Source organism: Streptomyces sp. NPDC002138, from assembly GCF_040296485.1.
In the GTDB taxonomy this organism is placed as follows: Bacteria; Actinomycetota; Actinomycetes; order Streptomycetales; family Streptomycetaceae; genus Streptomyces.
On sequence record NZ_JBEOXE010000022.1, the window covers coordinates 1 to 16417 of the forward strand.

Genomic DNA, 16417 nt, shown 5'->3' on the forward strand with positions numbered 1-16417 from the left:
GAGCACCTGAGCCCCCCCCTCTACCTCCCCGACCCCGCCCGCCGCGTACCCGGCCCCCGCCCCCCCCCCCGCGGGACGGACCGCCGGGCCCCGGCACGTCCGGCCTGGCTACGCTGGACCCGCGCGGCGCAGTGCCCGCCCCGAGCGTGATCCACCCGAGGAGCCCCCAGTGAGAACCGCCGTCGTCATCGGAACCGGACTGATCGGCACCTCCGCGGCCCTCGCCCTCACCGCCCGCGGGATCACCGTCCACCTCACCGACCACGATCCGGCCCAGGCCCGTACGGCCGCCTCCTTCGGGGCCGGTACGGACGAGCCCGCCGAGGGCAGGGTCGACCTCGTGATCGTCGCCGTACCGCCCGCGCACGTGGCCGCGACCCTGGCCGACGCGATCCGGCGCGGCCTGGGCCGGGCCTACGTGGACGTGGCGAGCGTCAAGGGCGGGCCGCGGCGCGAGCTGGAGGCCCTGGGCGCGGACCTCACGGCGTACATCGGCACGCACCCCATGGCCGGCAAGGAGCGCTCCGGACCGCTCGCCGGTACGGCCGACCTGTTCGAGGGGCGGCCCTGGGTGCTGACCCCGACCCGCGACACCGACCACGAGGTGCTGAACCTGGCGCTGGAGCTGGTCGCGCTGTGCCGGGCCGTGCCCGTCGTGATGGACGCCGACGCGCACGACCGGGCGGTCGCGCTGGTCTCGCACACTCCGCAGCTCGTCTCCAGCATGGTCGCGGCCCGGCTGGAGGAGGCCGACGAGAGCGCCGTACGGCTGTGCGGGCAGGGCATCCGCGACGTCACCCGGATCGCCGCCTCCGATCCGCGGATGTGGGTGGAGATCCTCTCCGCCAACCCCGGTCCGGTCGCCGACGTGCTCACCGGGATCGCCGCCGACCTGGAGGAGACCGTGCAGGCACTGCGCGGCCTGCAGTCGGCGGACGAGGAGAAGCGGCGCGGCGGCGCGGACGGCATCGAGGACGTGCTGCGGCGCGGGAACGCGGGCCGGGTGCGGGTGCCGGGCAAGCACGGCTCCGCGCCGACCGTGTACGAGACCGTGACCGTGCTGATCAGCGACCAGCCGGGCGAGCTGGCCCGCATCTTCGCGGACGCCGGGCGGGCCGGGGTCAACATCGAGGACGTACGCATCGAGCACGCCAACGGGCAGCAGGCGGGTCTGGTCCAGCTCAGCGTGGAGCCCAGGGCCGCCGCGGGCCTCACCGCGGAGCTGCGGGAGCGGGGCTGGGCCCTGCGCCAGTAGGCCTCCCGGCCGGGTCGCGGCGGCCCTCCCGGCGGCCCTCCCGGTGGCCCCCGCACCGACCGGCGTCAGGGGCCCCGGCGAGTCGGTAACCTTAAGGAGGGGCGTTTTCGCGCGCCCGGACACGTACGCGCAACCAGGAAGGTGCTCGCCCCGTGGAAACCGCCGCTCAGTCCGCCGTGATCGTCGCCATCGACGGTCCGTCCGGCACGGGCAAGTCCAGCACTTCCAAGGCCGTCGCCGCCAAGCTCGGGCTGCGGTACCTGGACACCGGTGCGCAGTACCGGGCCATCACCTGGTGGATGATCACCAACGGGATCGACCTCGACGACCCGCAGGCCATCGCGCTCGCGGCGGGCAAGCCCGTCATCGTCTCCGGTACGGACCCCACCGCGCCCACCATCAGCGTGGACGGCCTCGACGCCGCCGGGCCGATCCGCACCCAGGAGGTCACCTCCAAGGTCAGCGCGGTCAGCGCGGTCCCCGAGGTGCGCACCCTGATCACCGGCCTGCAGCGCGCCATCGCCGCCGAAGCGGCCGACGAGGCCGACGGCATCGTCGTCGAGGGCCGGGACATCGGCACCACCGTCCTGCCCGACGCCGACCTCAAGGTCTTCCTCACCGCTTCGGCCGAGGCGCGCGCCGCCCGCCGCAGCGGCGAGCTGAAGGGCGCGCAGGCCCAGGACCTCGCGGCCACGAAGGCGGCGCTGATCAAGCGCGACGCGGCCGACTCCGGCCGCAAGACCTCCCCGCTGGCCAAGGCCGGGGACGCCGTCGAGGTCGACACCACGGATCTCACCCTCGACCAGGTCATCGAGTGCGTCGTGACCCTCGTGGAGGACAAGAGGGCGGGCGGCCAGTGAGCGAAACGCCCTCCCTCAAGGGTGCGGCGGTCGGCCGGCGGATCGGGATCGGGCTCATGTACGGGCTCTGGAGGCCCCGGGTGCTCGGCGCGTGGAAGGTACCGGCCTCCGGGCCGCTCATCCTGGCCGTCAACCACTCCCACAACGTCGACGGACCCATGGTCATGGGCACCGCGCCGCGGCCCGTGCACTTCCTGATCAAGCAGGAAGCGTTCATCGGCCCGCTCGGTCCCTTCCTGGACGGCATCGGACAGGTCAAGGTCGACCGCTCCGGCACCGACCGGACGGCCGTCACCCGCGCCCTGGGCGTCCTCGACGACGGCGGAGTGCTCGGAATCTTCCCCGAGGGCACCCGCGGCGAGGGCGATTTCGCCTCGCTGCGCGCGGGCCTCGCCTACTTCGCGGTCCGCGCCGGAGCGCCCATAGTGCCCGTCGCGGTGCTCGGCAGCACCGAGAGCCGTGGCAGGCTGGTCAAGGGACTGCCGCCCTTCCGCGGCCGTGTCGACGTCGTCTTCGGCGACGCCTTCGACGCGGGCGACGGCAGTGGCCGCCGGACCCGCACGGCGCTCGACGAGGCCACCGTACGCATCCAGGACCGGCTGACCCGCCACCTGGCCGACGCCAAGCGGCTGACCGGCCGCTAGGCGAGACTTGAACTCAGTAGTGGATCCGCACGCTGCGGGTGCCACCGATCACCACGAACGACGAGGAACGGACTTCATGAACGACCAGCACGACCACGGAGCACTCGGAGATGCCGAGTACGCGGAGTTCATGGAGCTCGCCGCGGAAGAAGGCTTCGACATCGAGGACGTCGAAGGCGCGATCGAGGAGGCGGGCGCCGGCCCGCTCCCCGTCCTCGCCGTCGTCGGCCGCCCGAATGTCGGCAAGTCGACCCTGGTGAACCGCATCATCGGCCGCCGCGAAGCGGTGGTCGAGGACAAGCCGGGCGTCACCCGCGACCGCGTCTCGTACGACGCCGAATGGGCCGGCCGCCGGTTCAAGGTGATGGACACCGGTGGCTGGGAGCAGGACGTCCTCGGCATCGACGCGTCCGTCGCCGCCCAGGCCGAGTACGCGATCGAGACCGCCGACGCGGTCGTCTTCGTCGTGGACGCCAAGGTCGGTGCCACCGACACCGACGAGGCCGTCGTGCGGCTGCTGCGCAAGGCGGGCAAGCCCGTCGTGCTCTGCGCCAACAAGGTGGACGGCCAGAGCGGCGAAGCCGACGCGTCCTCGCTGTGGTCGCTCGGCCTCGGCATGCCGCACCCGGTCTCCTCGCTGCACGGCCGCGGTACGGGCGACATGCTCGACGCGGTCCTGGAGGCGCTGCCCGAGGCCCCGCCGCAGACCTTCGGCGCCGCGGCCCCCGGCGGCCCGCGCCGGATCGCGCTCATCGGCCGCCCGAACGTCGGCAAGTCCTCGCTCCTGAACAAGGTCGCGAAGGAGGACCGGGTCGTCGTCAACGAGCTGGCCGGCACCACCCGCGACCCGGTCGACGAGCTGATCGTCCTCGGCGGCATCACCTGGAAGTTCGTGGACACCGCGGGCATCCGCAAGAAGGTCCACCTCCAGCAGGGCGCCGACTACTACGCCTCCCTGCGCACGGCGGCCGCCGTGGAGAAGGCGGAGGTCGCGGTCATCCTGATCGACACCACCGAGAACATCAGCGTCCAGGACCAGCGGATCATCACCATGGCCGTCGAGGCCGGGCGCGCCATCGTCATCGCCTACAACAAGTGGGACGAGCTGGACGAGGAGCGCCGCTACTACCTCGAGCGCGAGATCGAGACCGAGATGCAGCAGGTGGCCTGGGCCCCCCGCGTCAACGTCTCCGCCCTCACCGGCCGCCACATGGACAAGCTGGTCCCGGCGATCGAGACCGCCCTCGCGGGCTGGGAGACGCGCGTCCCGACGGGCCGGCTGAACGCCTTCCTCGGCGAGATCGTCGCCTCCCACCCGCACCCGGTGCGCGGCGGCAAGCAGCCCCGCATCCTGTTCGGCACCCAGGCGGGCACCAAGCCGCCGCGGTTCGTCCTCTTCGCCTCCGGCTTCCTCGAGCACGGCTACCGGCGCTTCATCGAGCGCCGGCTGCGCGAGGAGTTCGGCTTCGAGGGCACCCCGATCCACATCTCCGTGCGGGTGCGCGAGAAGCGCGGCTTCAACAAGAGCAAGGGCAAGAGCTGACCGGAAGGTCCGCCGGGGGTCAGTAGCCCCGGCGCGGAGCGGGCGGCAGGGCCGCCGGGATGTGCTGCATCCCGGTCTGGTGCTGCCGCCCGTTGGCGTATCCGGGGACGCTGCCCGCCGTCGCGTAGCCCTGGGCGCCCTGGGCGGCGTAGGACGGCTGGGGGACGTACGCGGGCTGGGGGGCGTACGAGGGCTGCCACGGGTCGGTCTGCCACGCGGAGCCGTTCCAGCCGCTGGTGCTGGTCTGGCCGCTGCTGTACGAGCCGGGGTAGCCGGTGGTGGCCAGCGCGGCGCCGTGCCCGGTGGAGCCGGCCCCGAAGGCCGTGAACCCGAGGTCCTCCTCGCCGCTGCGGTCGCCCGGCAGGGCCCGGAAGGAGCGCAGGTACTCCGAGTACAGGGCGTCGAAGATCGGGGTGGGCGAGACGGTGTGCGGCGCGGCGTGCGCCCCCTCCCGTGTCCATGCGGGGCGCATCGGGGGGATGGGGCTCGAATGGGACGGGGCGCGGGGGGGATCGTATGAATGCACGTATCTGCCAACGAAACCGGCGCCCTGCGGATGCGGGGCGCCGGGGAGAAATCGCAGATCGCCGGGGGTGTGCGGGACGGACCGCGCACCCCCGGCGCACGCCGCCGCGCGGTCCCGGCCCGGACGGGGCCGGGACCGGACGACGGCAGTCCGGTGGGGGTGGGGCGGGGCTCAGGTGCCCGCGAGCGGCATCGAGGCCGCCACGAGCTTGCCGCCGGCCGCCGCCTTGTCGAGCGCGTCGCGCAGCAGGTCCTCGCGGGGCTGCTGGCCGATGGAGCCGACGGGGGCGGCGTAGACGAGGACGCGCTGGGTCTTGTTGACGGCGTTGCGCCAGCCGTCGGTGACGGAGAGCGCCTTGTGGGCCTGCCACCAGGAGGTGGGGGCGCCGCCGTCGATTCCGGGCTGGAGCACGGCGTGCAGCAGGCCCGCGGCGAGCAGCACCGACCAGCCGCTCAGCTGCGAGGGCAGGGTGGAGGTGTCGGTGACCGGGATGAAGCCCTGCTCGATGAGGAGCGGCAGGAAGTCGTCGCCGGGGCCGTCGGTGCCGGGGCGGGCGATCGGCGCGGTCGGCTCGACGACCAGGGCCGGGTGCAGCTCGCCGCCGATCAGGACCAGCCCGCTGGTGATGCCGAGCACGGCCTGGCCGCCCGGTACGGACTGGGGGACCTCCGGGTCGGCGAAGGTGTCCGCGGACCCCTCGGCGGCCGGGTCGGTGCCGGTGATGCTGCGGACGGCGCCCTGGAGCTGGGCCTCCGAGACGTTGACCACCTGGGAGGGGATGCACAGGGCGTGCGCGAAGGCGAGGACGGCCGTCTCCTCGCCGACGAAGAGCACGGTGCTGGTCTGCTCGCGCTCCGAGTCTCCCGGGGTGCGGCACGAGGTGCAGTCGTAACTGCTCGGGGCCTGGTCACCGGCGAGCAGCCGGTTGGCTTCTTCGTCGCCGATCTCGGCGCGTACGTCATCACTGACCTCGAGCATGCGCGGCACGGAGTGACTCCTCGGACTACGACGGACCGGAGGGCCGTTCCGTCTCGGCGTGCGGGGCCGGGCGGTTCCCGGCTCGCCGGGATCAACGGGGGAGCGGTGGCCGGGGTCACGCCGGATGAGGGAACGGAATCGAACCTGACCCCCGGACGAGTGAATGGACTGACCGCGGCTTTGTATTCGTGCCAACTCTTTTTCATTTGTGGTCAGTTGGCGGCGTGGAATGCACGCTTCGGCGGGGTCGGCGGATCGGCCTTCCGGGTGGCGGCCGGGAGTGCGCCGCGTGGCGGGGCGGGGCGGGCCGCCGGGGTGCGTAGCGTGACGCGATGCCCACACTCCGGATCCGGGCGGCCGTGCTGGTGGCTGCCGCGCTGGTGTTCGTACCGTCGGTGGCGTCGCGCGGTTACGCCTCGGCCCCGCCACCGCCCGCGCCCGGGCCCGCCGGGGCCTCGGCCGTCGGCGCGCCGGGGGTGATCGGCACCGGGCCGGGGGACTGCGGGCCGGGTGGTCAGTGGCCGTGGGACTGCGTCGCGGACTGCGAGAGCGGGGGGCGCTGGAACGTCAACACCGGCAACGGCTTCTACGGCGGGCTGCAGTTCTGGCAGCCGACGTGGGAGGAGCACGGGGGCCTCGGCTACGCGCCGCGCGCGGACCTGGCGGTGCGGGACCAGCAGATCCGGGTGGCGGAGGACGTCCTGGGGACGCAGGGGTGGGAGGCGTGGCCGGTCTGCGCGAAGCGGTACGGGCTGGCGGGGCGGATGCATGTGGTGCGGGGCGGGGACACGCTGGACTCGGTCGCGCGGAGGCATCGGGTGCGGGGTGGGTGGCGGGCGCTGTACGAGGCGAACCGCGCCCTGCTCGGCCCCGACCCCTCCACCCTCCCGGTGGGCACCCTCCTCACCCTCCCGCCCCCGGCCCCTGCCCCGGCCCCGAGCGTGGTCCCAGCCCCAGCCCCAGCCCCAGCCCCAGCCCCAGCCCCAGCCCCTGCCCCGGTCCCGGCTCCGGCGCCGAGCGCGGTCCCGGCGGTGCCGCGGGTGCCTGCACGCTGACCCCTCGGCCGCCGGGTGGGCGGAGCTCGCCTCCGGCGGCGCCTCAAACGCCGGCGGGGCTGGGGGTGGTGCGGCTGCGGGCGGGCACGTCAGCCTGCCCGGCGTTTGAGGGCCCGCCGGAGGCGAGCTCGGCCTGGGCCGGCGATTGGGGGCCTGCCGGAGGCGAGCTCGGCCTGGCTGGGGATTCGTACCCGGGGGCGGTCGACTGCCCGGCCGGGGAGAAAAGGTGAGGGGGCGTCGCATCGGGGCGGCGGGGAATTGCCGGGTTTCGGGCGGGAATTGGAATGAGAGCCCGCGGCGGGCGTCTCGCGGGCCCGTAAACAATTGCCCGGCGGAACTCGGCGGCCGGAACGACTGTCGGCAATCCGTGACACAAGCGTGACCCGGTTTGGACGAACACCCGGGCGTACGGCTGACGCACGACTGCCGCGGTCCGGACGATGGTCCGGCTCGCGGCAGTCGGGTCGAGCGCCTGTGGAGCGGGTGCGGCGGGCGGAGGCTGTGCGTACCGTCCCCCGCCCGAGCGCGGCCTCAGCCGCCCGTCACCGGGCGGGTCGCCGGATTGCGCCCGCCGCGGTCACGCTCGTTGTGCGGCGGCCGACGGCTGCCGACCGGCGTGACCGGCGTCCGCTCCGAGCGGATGATGTGCGGCCGGGCGGCCACGTGCGGCGCGGCCGTCCGGGCGGCCGTGACCGTGGCGGTGCCGTGCCCGGCCGCGCCAGCGGCAGCGGCACCCGCGGCCACCGGAGCCGGCTCCTCGCCCACGACGACGGCCTCGGCCGCACGCTGGGCGAACACCTTGGCGTGGGCGGACAGCGGCGCGACGGACACGGGCACGGCGCCCCGACCGCTCTCCCGGCGCAGCCGCCAGGCGACGCGCTGCTCCATGATGAAGGCCTCGGCCCGCGCGATGAACGGCTCGAACCACGGCAGGGCGAGCAGCACCAGCAGCCCGGCGGCCCAGCCGAGCAGCACATCGCTGACCCAGTGCGTACCGAGGTAGACGGTGGTGGCGCCGACGCTGAGCGCGACGATCGCGGAAGCCGTCGACAGCACCCGCCGGGTGACTCCGGTGGAGGCCAGGTAGGCCAGGATCCCCCAGGTCACGACGGCGTTGGCGGTGTGGCCGGAAGGAAATATATCGCCGCCGCCGAACATCTCGGCGGAGCCGATCTGCGTCGCGTAGTGCGGGCCGAGGCGGCCGAGACCGAGCTTCACGGAGCCCACGGTCACGTTGAGCGCGAGCAGCGCCACGCCGAGGGTGATCAGCGGGCGCAGGGTGTGCTGGCGCCAGCAGCGCCAGCCGAGCCACGCCATCACCATCATCGAGGTGGGGCCGCGCTGGCCCAGCACCACGAGGTAGTCGAGGAAGGCGTGCACCTGCGGCCACTGCTCGTACGGCCGGAAGAACATGAGCTGCCAGTCGAGCCGCACCAGCCACGAAGTGGTCAGTACCCCGATCACGATCGCCAGGTAGAACACGAGCGTCGCGCCGAAGAGCACGACACGGTGCCGGCTCATCTGCGGCACTTGCAGATGAGCCGGTCGTTCGGGTTCCCGGTCGAGGCGGGCGAAGACCCGCTCCAGACGGGTGAAAATTTGGTCGGTACGCACCCAATCGACGTTACCGCGCGCCGATGGGCCGCCCGGTCGAATCCCGGGCTTTGTGATGACCATGTGATGTGGAGTTGGTCTCGTTCGGGTCTTTATTTCCCGGAATCCGGCAATGTCCGCTGGTTTGGCTGCCGAGGCGTGGTCCACATGTGTCCTGAATACGGTGACACGTTTATCGGGGCTTTATGGGTGCGGGTTGAATTCTTTTGCACAAACATGGTTCGGAATTCCCCCTTCCGTTACGGCTCCCTCGTTATGGCCGCCGCCCCGCTACGGAGGCCCCGATCCGTTCAGCCACCAGGCGCCGTAGACCGCCGAAGCGAGGGCCAGCGCCCCCAGCCCCGCCGCCGCCCGGCCGCTGCGCCGGCGGGCCAGGGCCACCGCCACCGGCAGCAGCAGGGGGAAGGCGGGCAGCAGCAGCCGCGGCTTCGACCCGAAGTACCCGGAGGCACACAGTGCCAGGGCCACCACGATCCCGCCGTAGACCAGCAGCGCCAAGGGCTGCCGCTGCCGTACGCACAGCACGCACAGCCACAGCACCAGCGCGACCCCCGCGATCAGCCCCAGCCCGGCCAGGACCCCGGGCAGCGCGGCCGAGCCCAGCCGGCCCGCGACGAACCGGGCGAAGGCCCAGCCCCCGTCGAAGCCGTTGCCCCAGCCGGCCTGCACGTCCAGGTACCCGAAGAGCCCGCCCCCCGTGCGCGCGCCGACCCACAGGACGTACGCCGCCGCCCCCAGCGGGGCCAGCGCCACCCCGGCCGCCGTCCGCCACGAGCGCTCACCGCGCCGCCAGGCCGCCGCGGCCGCCACCCAGACCGCCGCGACCACCGCGGCACCGACCGGCCGGGTCAGCCCGGCCGCCGCGGCCAGCGCGCCCGCCCACAGCCAGTGGCCGCGCAGCACCCCGTACAGCGCCCACGCCGCCAGCGCCGTGAAGAGGGCCTCGCTGTACGCCATGGACTGCACGATCCCGACCGGCAGCGCGGCCCAGAGCGCCACGGCCAGGACCCCGGCCCGGCGCCCGTACAGCAGGTCCGCGACCGCGAAGATCCCCCAGGCCGCGGCCAGGGACGCGGTCCACGCCACCACCAGGCCCGCGTCCCCGTACGCCAGCCCGGTCGGCGCCGCCACCGCCCGCTCCAGCCACGGCAGCAGCGGGAAGAAGGCCAGGTTCGAGTGGACGTCGCCGTTCGCGGCCACCACCTCGTACCCGTACCCCCCGGCCGCGACCCGCGCGTACCAGAGGGAGTCCCAGCGGGCGGAGAGCAGCGTGTGCGCGCTGCTGCCCGCCGCCCGTCCCCACGCCCACAGCGCGACCAGCCCGAGCGCCCGGACCGCGGCGAAGGCGGCGAGGGCGGGCGCGGCCCGGCGCAGGGCGGGGCTCGGGAAGCGGCGCAGGGCGGGACCCGGGAAGCGGCGGGGAGGCCGGTTCCCGGGGTACGGCGGGGCGGGCGGGGCGGGCGGGGCGTGGTCGTTCACAGGGTCGATTATCCGGGGCCGGTCGGGGGGATACGGCCCTTGACCAGGCTGGGCGCCCCGCCGGGACGGACCGGGGCGGCCGCCGGGCGAGGACGTACGCCGCCGTGCGAACGTGACCGGGATGAGAGCTTGGCCACGTCGGCGGTGGCTCGAACTCGCGTACGCTGTCCGTTCACTCGCGCGTCGATGCCGGACCCCGTGGGACGCCGCCACCCGCGGCCGTCGGACGCTGGTCCGCCGAGGCGAGGAGCTCACCTGGGAGGTAGATGCATGTCGGGGACGAACACCCTCCGGCAGCGGCTCGGCGCGCTCTCGGGCGGCGCCAACCGCTGGGCCGTACTGGCCGTCCTCTGCGTCAGCCTGCTCCTCGTCGCGCTCGACGCGACGATCCTGCACGTCGCCGTCCCCTCGGTGACCGAGGACCTGCGCCCCGGCTCGATCGAACTGCTCTGGATCGTCGACGCCTACCCCCTGGTCTGCGCCTCGCTGCTGATCCTCTTCGGCACCCTCGGTGACCGGGTCGGCCGTCGCCGGATCCTGCTGCTCGGCTACGGGCTCTTCGGCATCGCCTCCGCGATAGCCGCCCTCGCGGACCACGCGCAGCTGCTCATCGCCGCCCGCGCGCTGCTCGGCGTCGGCGGTGCGATGATCATGCCCGCCACCCTGTCGATCCTGCGCACGGTCTTCCCCGACCGGCGCGAGCGGGCCCTGGCGATCGGCATATGGACCGCGGTCGCCGCCGTCGGCGCGGCCAGTGGCCCGGTCATCGGCGGCTTCCTCGTCCAGCACTTCTGGTGGGGTTCCGTCTTCCTGATCAACATCCCGCTGATGGCGCTGATCCTGCCGCTGGGGCGGTGGCTGCTGCCCGAGTCCGAAGGGGCGAACGACGGGCCCTGGGACGTACTCGGCGCGCTGATGGCCGCCGGGGGCGTGCTCGGGTCGGTGCTCGGGATCAAGCGCGCGGGCGCCGACCGGACCCTGCTCGAGGCCGGGGCGGTGGTGCCGCTGCTGATCGGGGCGGCGCTGCTGGTGCTCTTCGTACGCCGTCAGAAGCGGCGCAGGTACCCCCTCGTCGACATCGGTCTCTTCTCCCGGGTCGCCTTCTCCACCTCCGTGGGCTGCATCGTGCTCGCCATGCTGGCGCTGGTCGGGCTGGAGCTGATCGCCGTCCAGTACCTCCAGCTGGTGCTGCACCTGACCCCGCTGGAGACCGGTCTGCGGCTGCTGCCGCTCACCTTCGCGGCGATGGCGGCGGGGGCCACCGGCTCGTACACCCTCCAGCGGGTCGGGCCGCGCGCGATGGTCTCGCTGGGGTTCACGCTCACCGCCTGCGCCGTGCTGCTGCTGACGCTGATGGGCGTCGACGACCGGCCCTGGCTGCTCACCGGCGGCTTCGTGGTGCTCGGCTTCGGGCTGCAGACGACGCTCTTCGCCGCGTACGAGTCCATGCTGAGCGAGGCTCCGGCCGGCAAGGCGGGGGGTGCGGCGGCGATCGGCGAGACGTCCTACCAGCTGGGGGCGGGGATGGGCATCGCGCTGCTCGGCAGTGTCATGAACGCCGCCTACATTCCCGGGTTGCGGGAGGTGCCGGGGGTTTCGGCGGCGGATTCCGGGCGGGCGGCGAATTCGCTCGGGGAGGCCTATCAGATCGCGCGGAGCCTTGGCGGTCCCGCGGGGGAGTCGCTCTACTCCGCCGCGCGGCACTCCTTCGTGCACGGGCTGCACGTGACGCTGGGGGTGAGTGCGGTGCTCCTGTTCGCCGGGGCGGCGATGGCCCTGAGGCTCCCGCGCGACATGGCCCCGTCGGAGCCGGCCGAGGAAGCCCCCTGGCTCCCGCACCAGACTCCCCCCGCTCCCGACCCGTCCCCGAGCGCCGCCTCCCACCACGCATCCTGACCCCGCCCGAGCGCATCCACGCCTGCCCCGGGCCCGGTGGCTTGACCCCGGCCCTGGGTCCGGTGGCTTGACCCTGGCCCTGGGTCCGGTGGCTTGACCCTGGCCCCGGGTCCGGTGGCCTGACCCTGGCCCCGGGTCCGGTGGCCTGATCCTGGCCCGGCCCCGGCCCCGGTGGCCTGACCCCGACCTCGTGCCCGGCGGCCTTCCCGTCGCCAGGGGCCGGGTTCCGCTGCGCGGGGCCTGCCCCTCCCCACCCTTCCCCCGTTCCCCGAGGCTCCGCCCCGGCCCCCGCGCCTCAAACGCCGGCGGGGCTGGGGGTGGTGGCCCCGCGCCTCAAACGCCGGCGAGGCTGGGAGGGCCCTGCGCCTCAAGCGCTGGCGGGGCTGGGGGTGGTCCTGCGTGGCAAGCGCTGGCGGGGCTGGGGCGGCCCCGGGGCCCGGCGCCTCAAACGCCGGCGGGGCTGGAAGGGGGTAGCGACCCGCCGTGTGCCGCCGCGGCCGACCGTAGCTGTCACTGACTGCCGACCAGTCCCGCCCGGTGCCTCGGGGGCGGCTACTCCAGCCCGTCCGGCGTTTGAGGACGCCACCCCAGCCCGTCCGGCGTTTGAGGACGTCGGTCCAGCCCGTTACCCCGGGCCGCCGCACCGCCGCACCGCCGGAGGTGGGGGGTGGACCGCAGGGCCCCGTGGGGACAAACTTGCGGCGCTAGGTTTCGTCTCAGGTCCGCCGGGAGGCCCTCCGTGTCCGCGTCGAAAACGCCCTTCGTCCCCACCGACCCCCTCGGGCTCGACGAGCTGCTCAGCCCCGAGGACCTCGCGGTGCGCGACACCGTCCGGGACTGGGCCGCCGACCGCGTGCTGCCCCACATCGCCGACTGGTACGAGAACGGCGAGCTGCCCGGGATCCGGGAGCTGGCCCGGGAACTCGGCGCGATCGGGGCGCTCGGGATGTCCCTGACCGGGTACGGCTGCGCGGGCGCCAGCGCCGTCCAGTACGGGCTGGCCTGCCTCGAGCTGGAGGCCGCCGACTCCGGGATCCGCTCGCTGGTCTCCGTACAGGGCTCGCTCGCCATGTACGCGATCTGGAAGTACGGCTCCGAGGAGCAGAAGCAGCGCTGGCTGCCCGGCATGGCCGCCGGTGAGCTCATCGGCTGCTTCGGGCTGACCGAGCCCGACGTCGGCTCCGACCCCGGCGCCATGCGCACCCACGCCAAGCGCGACGGCACCGACTGGGTGCTGAACGGCCGCAAGATGTGGATCACGAACGGCTCGGTGGCCGCCGTCGCCGTCGTCTGGGCGCAGACCGACGACGGGATCCGCGGCTTCGCGGTGCCCACCGACAGCGCCGGATTCTCCGCTCCCGAGATCAAGCACAAGTGGTCGCTGCGCGCCTCGGTCACCAGCGAGCTGGTCCTGGACGACGTACGGCTGCCCGCGGACGCGGTGCTGCCGGGCGTCACCGGGCTCAAGGGACCGCTGGGCTGCCTCAGCCACGCGCGGTACGGGATCGTCTGGGGCTCCATGGGCGCGGCGCGCGCCAGCTTCGAGTCCGCGCTCGGCTACGCGAAGACGCGCGAGCAGTTCGGGAGGCCGATCGGCGGCTTCCAGCTCACGCAGGCCAAGCTCGCGGACATGGCCCTGGAACTGCACAAGGGCATCCTGCTCGCCCACCACCTGGGCCGCCGCATGGACGCGGGCACCCTGCGGCCGGAGCAGATCAGCTTCGGCAAGCTCAACAACGTCCGCGAGGCGATCGAGATCTGCCGCACCGCGCGGACCATCCTCGGCGCGAACGGGATCTCCCTCGAGTACCCCGTCATGCGGCACGCCACCAACCTGGAGTCGGTCCTCACCTACGAGGGGACCGTCGAGATGCACCAGTTGGTCCTGGGCAAGGCACTCACCGGGCTCGACGCCTTCCGGTGAGCGCCCTGCTCAGCTCTGGTTGAAGAAGTCGCGCGTGCGTCCGCCGGGCTCGCCGCTGACGATCTGGGTGTCGGCCGGGGTCAGCAGGAAGACCCTGGTCGCCACCCGCTCGATCGAGCCGCGCAGGCCGAAGGTCAGCCCGGCCGCGAAGTCGACCACGCGCTTCGCGTCGCCCGGGTCCATCGACGACAGGTTCACGATCACGGGCACGCCCTCGCGGAACAGCTCGCCGATGCCCCGTGCGTCGCGGAAGCCGTCGGGGGTCACCGTGGCGATCCGCCGGCCCTGCTCGACGGCCGACTCGGACGCCACCTTGATCCGCGGGTCCGTGACCCACTGCTCGCGCTCGACACCGCCCGTGTGGTTGCTCTGCGCCGCGGCCTCCGCGTACTCGTCGTCGTAGTACCGCTCGTCGCTGCTGTCCTCAACGAGACCCAGCCAGGCACTCGCCTTGCGTACCGAACCCATGGACGCCTCCTTTCACCGGGGTCTGTCTGTCTTCTCTCCGCGTCCCTATGGTCGACCATGATGCTGACAACGCGCCAAGTGGATAGTCGCCGCGCAGGGGTTTCGTGACGGTACTGGTGCACAACATCCGGTGCGGGCCAAGGTTCCCAGCGTCTACCCACTGCTGACTGAGTGAAAATACGACCGCTGCATCCGTTCAGGTGACCGCAGGGGACGTACGGGTGAAGGGCCGGGCTCGATACGATGCCCCGCACGCACGCGCTTGACACACGGGGGAACCACTTGTTCGGCATCGTCAGACCTTGCACGCACCGGCTCGGAGACCGGTTCAAGGCGGAGTGGATGGCCCATCTCTGCGGGTTGTGCCTGGCACTTCGCGGGGACCATGGTCAGTTCGCCCGCATTGTCACGAACTATGACGGGCTGCTCGTCTCCGTTCTGACGGATGCTCAGTCGGGACCGGCCCCGGCCGCACGGCGCACGGCGGGCCCCTGCCCGCTGCGCGGGATGCGCACCGCCCCGGTGGCCAACGGCGAGGGCGCGCGGCTCGCCGCCGCCGTCTCCCTGGTGCTCGCCTCGGCGAAGGTACGGGACCACGTGGCCGACCGCGACGGCCTGTTGGCGCGCGCTCCGCTGGCCGCCGCCGCGCGCACCGTGGCCCGGCGCTGGGACCGCGCCGGGGCCCGCACCGGCGCCTCCCTCGGCTTCGACACCACGGTGCTCGTCGACGCCGTGGACCGGCAGGGCGGCATCGAGGCACTGGCCGGCATCGGCACCCCGGTGCTGCGGGTGACCGAGCCGACCGAGACCGCCACGGCCGCCGCCTTCGCCCATACCGCGACCTTGGCCGGGCGGCCAGGCAACGCCCCCGCGCTCGCTGAGGCGGGCCGGTACTTCGGGCGCCTCGCGCACCTGCTGGACGCGGTGGAGGACCAGGCCGCGGACGCCGCCGCGGGGGCCTGGAACCCGCTGACGGCCACCGGGACCTCGCTCACCGAGGCCCGGCGGCTGTGCGACGACGCGCTGCACGGGATACGGCTGGCCCTGCGGGAGGTCGAATTCGTTGACGCGGGGCTCGCGCACCGGCTGCTCGTCCACGAGCTGCGGACCTCGGTGGACCGGGCCTTCGGCACCGGCTCCTGCGGGCACGCGGGCGCCGCCTCCGCCGGTCAGGGGCACGGCCACGGGCAGGGCCAGGGGTTCGGCGCGCCGCCGCCCGCCCGGGACGGGGCGAACGGGGCTCCGCACGGCGCCAACCCGTACGCCGCCCACCCGTACGGCAACACCCCCCACGGCGGCAACCCGTACGGCAACACCCCCCACGGCGGCAACCCGTACGGCAGCAATCCGTACGGCCCGACCGCGCCCGGCGGACCCGTGGCGCCCCCGCCGATGGGCCCGGGAGGTCCCGGCGGCCCGGGTGGCGGCGGCTTCGGCGGTCCGCCGTCACGGAAGCCGCGCCGAGGCCTGCTGGCGGGCTGCGCGGTCTCCATCGGTCTCTTCTGCACCTGCCAGCTCTGCTGCGCCGAGCACGAGGGGCCCTGGTCGCGGGAGAAGAAGCAGCCCTGGTGCGACGACTGCGACTGTGACTGCTGTGACTGCGGCGGGTGTGACTGCGGGTGCTGCGGTGACGGCGGTTGCTGCGACGGGTGCGACTGCTGTGACTGTGGCGGGTGCGACTGCGGCTGCTGATACGGCGTCAGCGCAGGTCCGTACGGCGTACCTTGCGCTGTCGGTGGGCCGTGTGCGCGGTGCCGGTGTGGAAATGTGACCGCATGGTCCCTGACGCGGTGGACGCTCCCATCGCCTGGAAGCATCGGCACGCCCACCGGGTGGACACGGTGTCCGCCCCCTACGGCCCCCCGGCCCGCGTCGGCACGCTCTGGCCCGCCGAATACACGGAGGGTCGAATTCCGGCCGTTCCGGGGCGGTGGCGGGAGGCGGAGGCCGAAGCCGCCCTCACCGTGGCGGAGGCCACCCCCTACGGCCCGGCGTCCGGGCTCCCGGGCGGCGGCGAGCCGGCCTTCGCGCTCCAGGGCGCCCCGCACACCCTCCGGGCCGCCGTGGACGAGTTCGACGTCGCGGCGGGCGGGAGGAGGCTGAAATCCGCCCTTGCTACCGCTATCTGACGCCACCACACTCCCGGTCAGTGCTTGTCAGGTGCACGGCCAGGCC

At 73.8% G+C, this 16417-nt stretch carries 14 protein-coding genes; 9 read left to right on the forward strand and 5 right to left on the reverse strand.

The genetic code is table 11. The features are described 5' to 3' along the window. Nucleotides 1-169 precede the first annotated feature (169 nt). The 4 genes from ABT084_RS16480 to der all read left to right on the forward strand — a co-directional run bounded on the left by ABT084_RS16480 (nt 170) and on the right by der (nt 4302). On the forward strand, nt 170-1255 hold the full coding sequence (locus ABT084_RS16480; RefSeq protein ID WP_351043695.1) for a prephenate dehydrogenase: 1086 nt from the start codon (nt 170-172) through the stop codon (nt 1253-1255). A gap of 152 nt (nt 1256-1407) precedes the next feature. Next, on the forward strand, nt 1408-2115 hold the full coding sequence (cmk, locus tag ABT084_RS16485; RefSeq protein ID WP_351043698.1) for a (d)CMP kinase: 708 nt from the start codon (nt 1408-1410) through the stop codon (nt 2113-2115). Then, nucleotides 2070-2759, forward strand: a complete 690-nt coding sequence (locus tag ABT084_RS16490; RefSeq protein WP_351043701.1) for a lysophospholipid acyltransferase family protein — start codon at nt 2070-2072, stop codon at nt 2757-2759. Before cmk ends, ABT084_RS16490 begins: the two co-directional genes overlap by 46 nt. Before the next feature lie 76 nt (nt 2760-2835). Beyond that, on the forward strand, nt 2836-4302 hold the full coding sequence (gene der, locus ABT084_RS16495) for a ribosome biogenesis GTPase Der (RefSeq protein ID WP_351043704.1): 1467 nt from the start codon (nt 2836-2838) through the stop codon (nt 4300-4302). Between the two features lie 19 nt (nt 4303-4321). Here the strand turns inward: der and ABT084_RS16500 are convergent, their stop codons facing one another. Both ABT084_RS16500 and ABT084_RS16505 read right to left on the reverse strand, forming a co-directional pair. Then, the gene (locus ABT084_RS16500; protein WP_351043707.1) at nt 4322-4774 is read right to left on the reverse strand and encodes a hypothetical protein; all 453 of its coding nucleotides are present in this window, start codon (nt 4772-4774) and stop codon (nt 4322-4324) included. 225 nt (nt 4775-4999) lie between these two features. Further along, entirely contained in the window at nt 5000-5815 is an 816-nt protein-coding gene (locus ABT084_RS16505) for a DUF8842 C-terminal domain-containing protein (protein WP_502968950.1), read from the reverse strand. 323 nt (nt 5816-6138) lie between these two features. Between ABT084_RS16505 and ABT084_RS16510 the strand changes: the two genes are divergently transcribed. Next, nucleotides 6139-6861: a LysM peptidoglycan-binding domain-containing protein gene (locus ABT084_RS16510; RefSeq protein WP_351043710.1), complete on the forward strand. Its 723-nt coding sequence runs from the start codon at nt 6139-6141 to the stop codon at nt 6859-6861. Nucleotides 6862-7392: 531 nt separating this feature from the next. On the opposite strand, the gene ABT084_RS16515 is transcribed toward ABT084_RS16510, so the two are convergent. Both ABT084_RS16515 and ABT084_RS16520 read right to left on the reverse strand, forming a co-directional pair. After that, the gene (locus ABT084_RS16515) at nt 7393-8475 is read right to left on the reverse strand and encodes a phosphatase PAP2 family protein (RefSeq protein WP_351043713.1); all 1083 of its coding nucleotides are present in this window, start codon (nt 8473-8475) and stop codon (nt 7393-7395) included. A gap of 270 nt (nt 8476-8745) precedes the next feature. Further along, entirely contained in the window at nt 8746-9873 is a 1128-nt protein-coding gene (locus ABT084_RS16520) for a putative hexosyltransferase (protein ID WP_351043940.1), read from the reverse strand. Nucleotides 9874-10224: 351 nt separating this feature from the next. On the opposite strand from ABT084_RS16520, the gene ABT084_RS16525 reads away from it, so the two are divergent. Both ABT084_RS16525 and ABT084_RS16530 read left to right on the forward strand, forming a co-directional pair. Next, a complete protein-coding gene (locus ABT084_RS16525; RefSeq protein ID WP_351043716.1) occupies nt 10225-11850 on the forward strand; it encodes an MFS transporter in 1626 nt (541 codons plus the stop codon). Between the two features lie 739 nt (nt 11851-12589). Continuing rightward, nucleotides 12590-13774, forward strand: coding sequence for an acyl-CoA dehydrogenase family protein (locus tag ABT084_RS16530; protein WP_351043719.1), 1185 nt, complete (start codon nt 12590-12592; stop codon nt 13772-13774). Nucleotides 13775-13783: 9 nt separating this feature from the next. On the opposite strand, the gene ABT084_RS16535 is transcribed toward ABT084_RS16530, so the two are convergent. Further along, nucleotides 13784-14242 carry a cell division protein SepF gene (locus tag ABT084_RS16535; protein WP_351043721.1) on the reverse strand — a complete coding sequence of 153 codons (459 nt, stop codon included), beginning with the start codon at nt 14240-14242 and terminating at the stop codon, nt 13784-13786. Nucleotides 14243-14524: 282 nt separating this feature from the next. Here ABT084_RS16535 and ABT084_RS16540 point away from each other — a divergent pair, with 282 nt between their 5' ends. Together ABT084_RS16540 and ABT084_RS16545 are read left to right on the forward strand one after the other, a co-directional pair. Next, on the forward strand, nt 14525-15934 hold the full coding sequence (locus tag ABT084_RS16540) for a DUF5685 family protein (RefSeq protein WP_351043724.1): 1410 nt from the start codon (nt 14525-14527) through the stop codon (nt 15932-15934). Between the two features lie 83 nt (nt 15935-16017). Further along, nucleotides 16018-16371, forward strand: coding sequence for a hypothetical protein (locus ABT084_RS16545; protein ID WP_351043973.1), 354 nt, complete (start codon nt 16018-16020; stop codon nt 16369-16371). Nucleotides 16372-16417 lie beyond the last annotated feature (46 nt).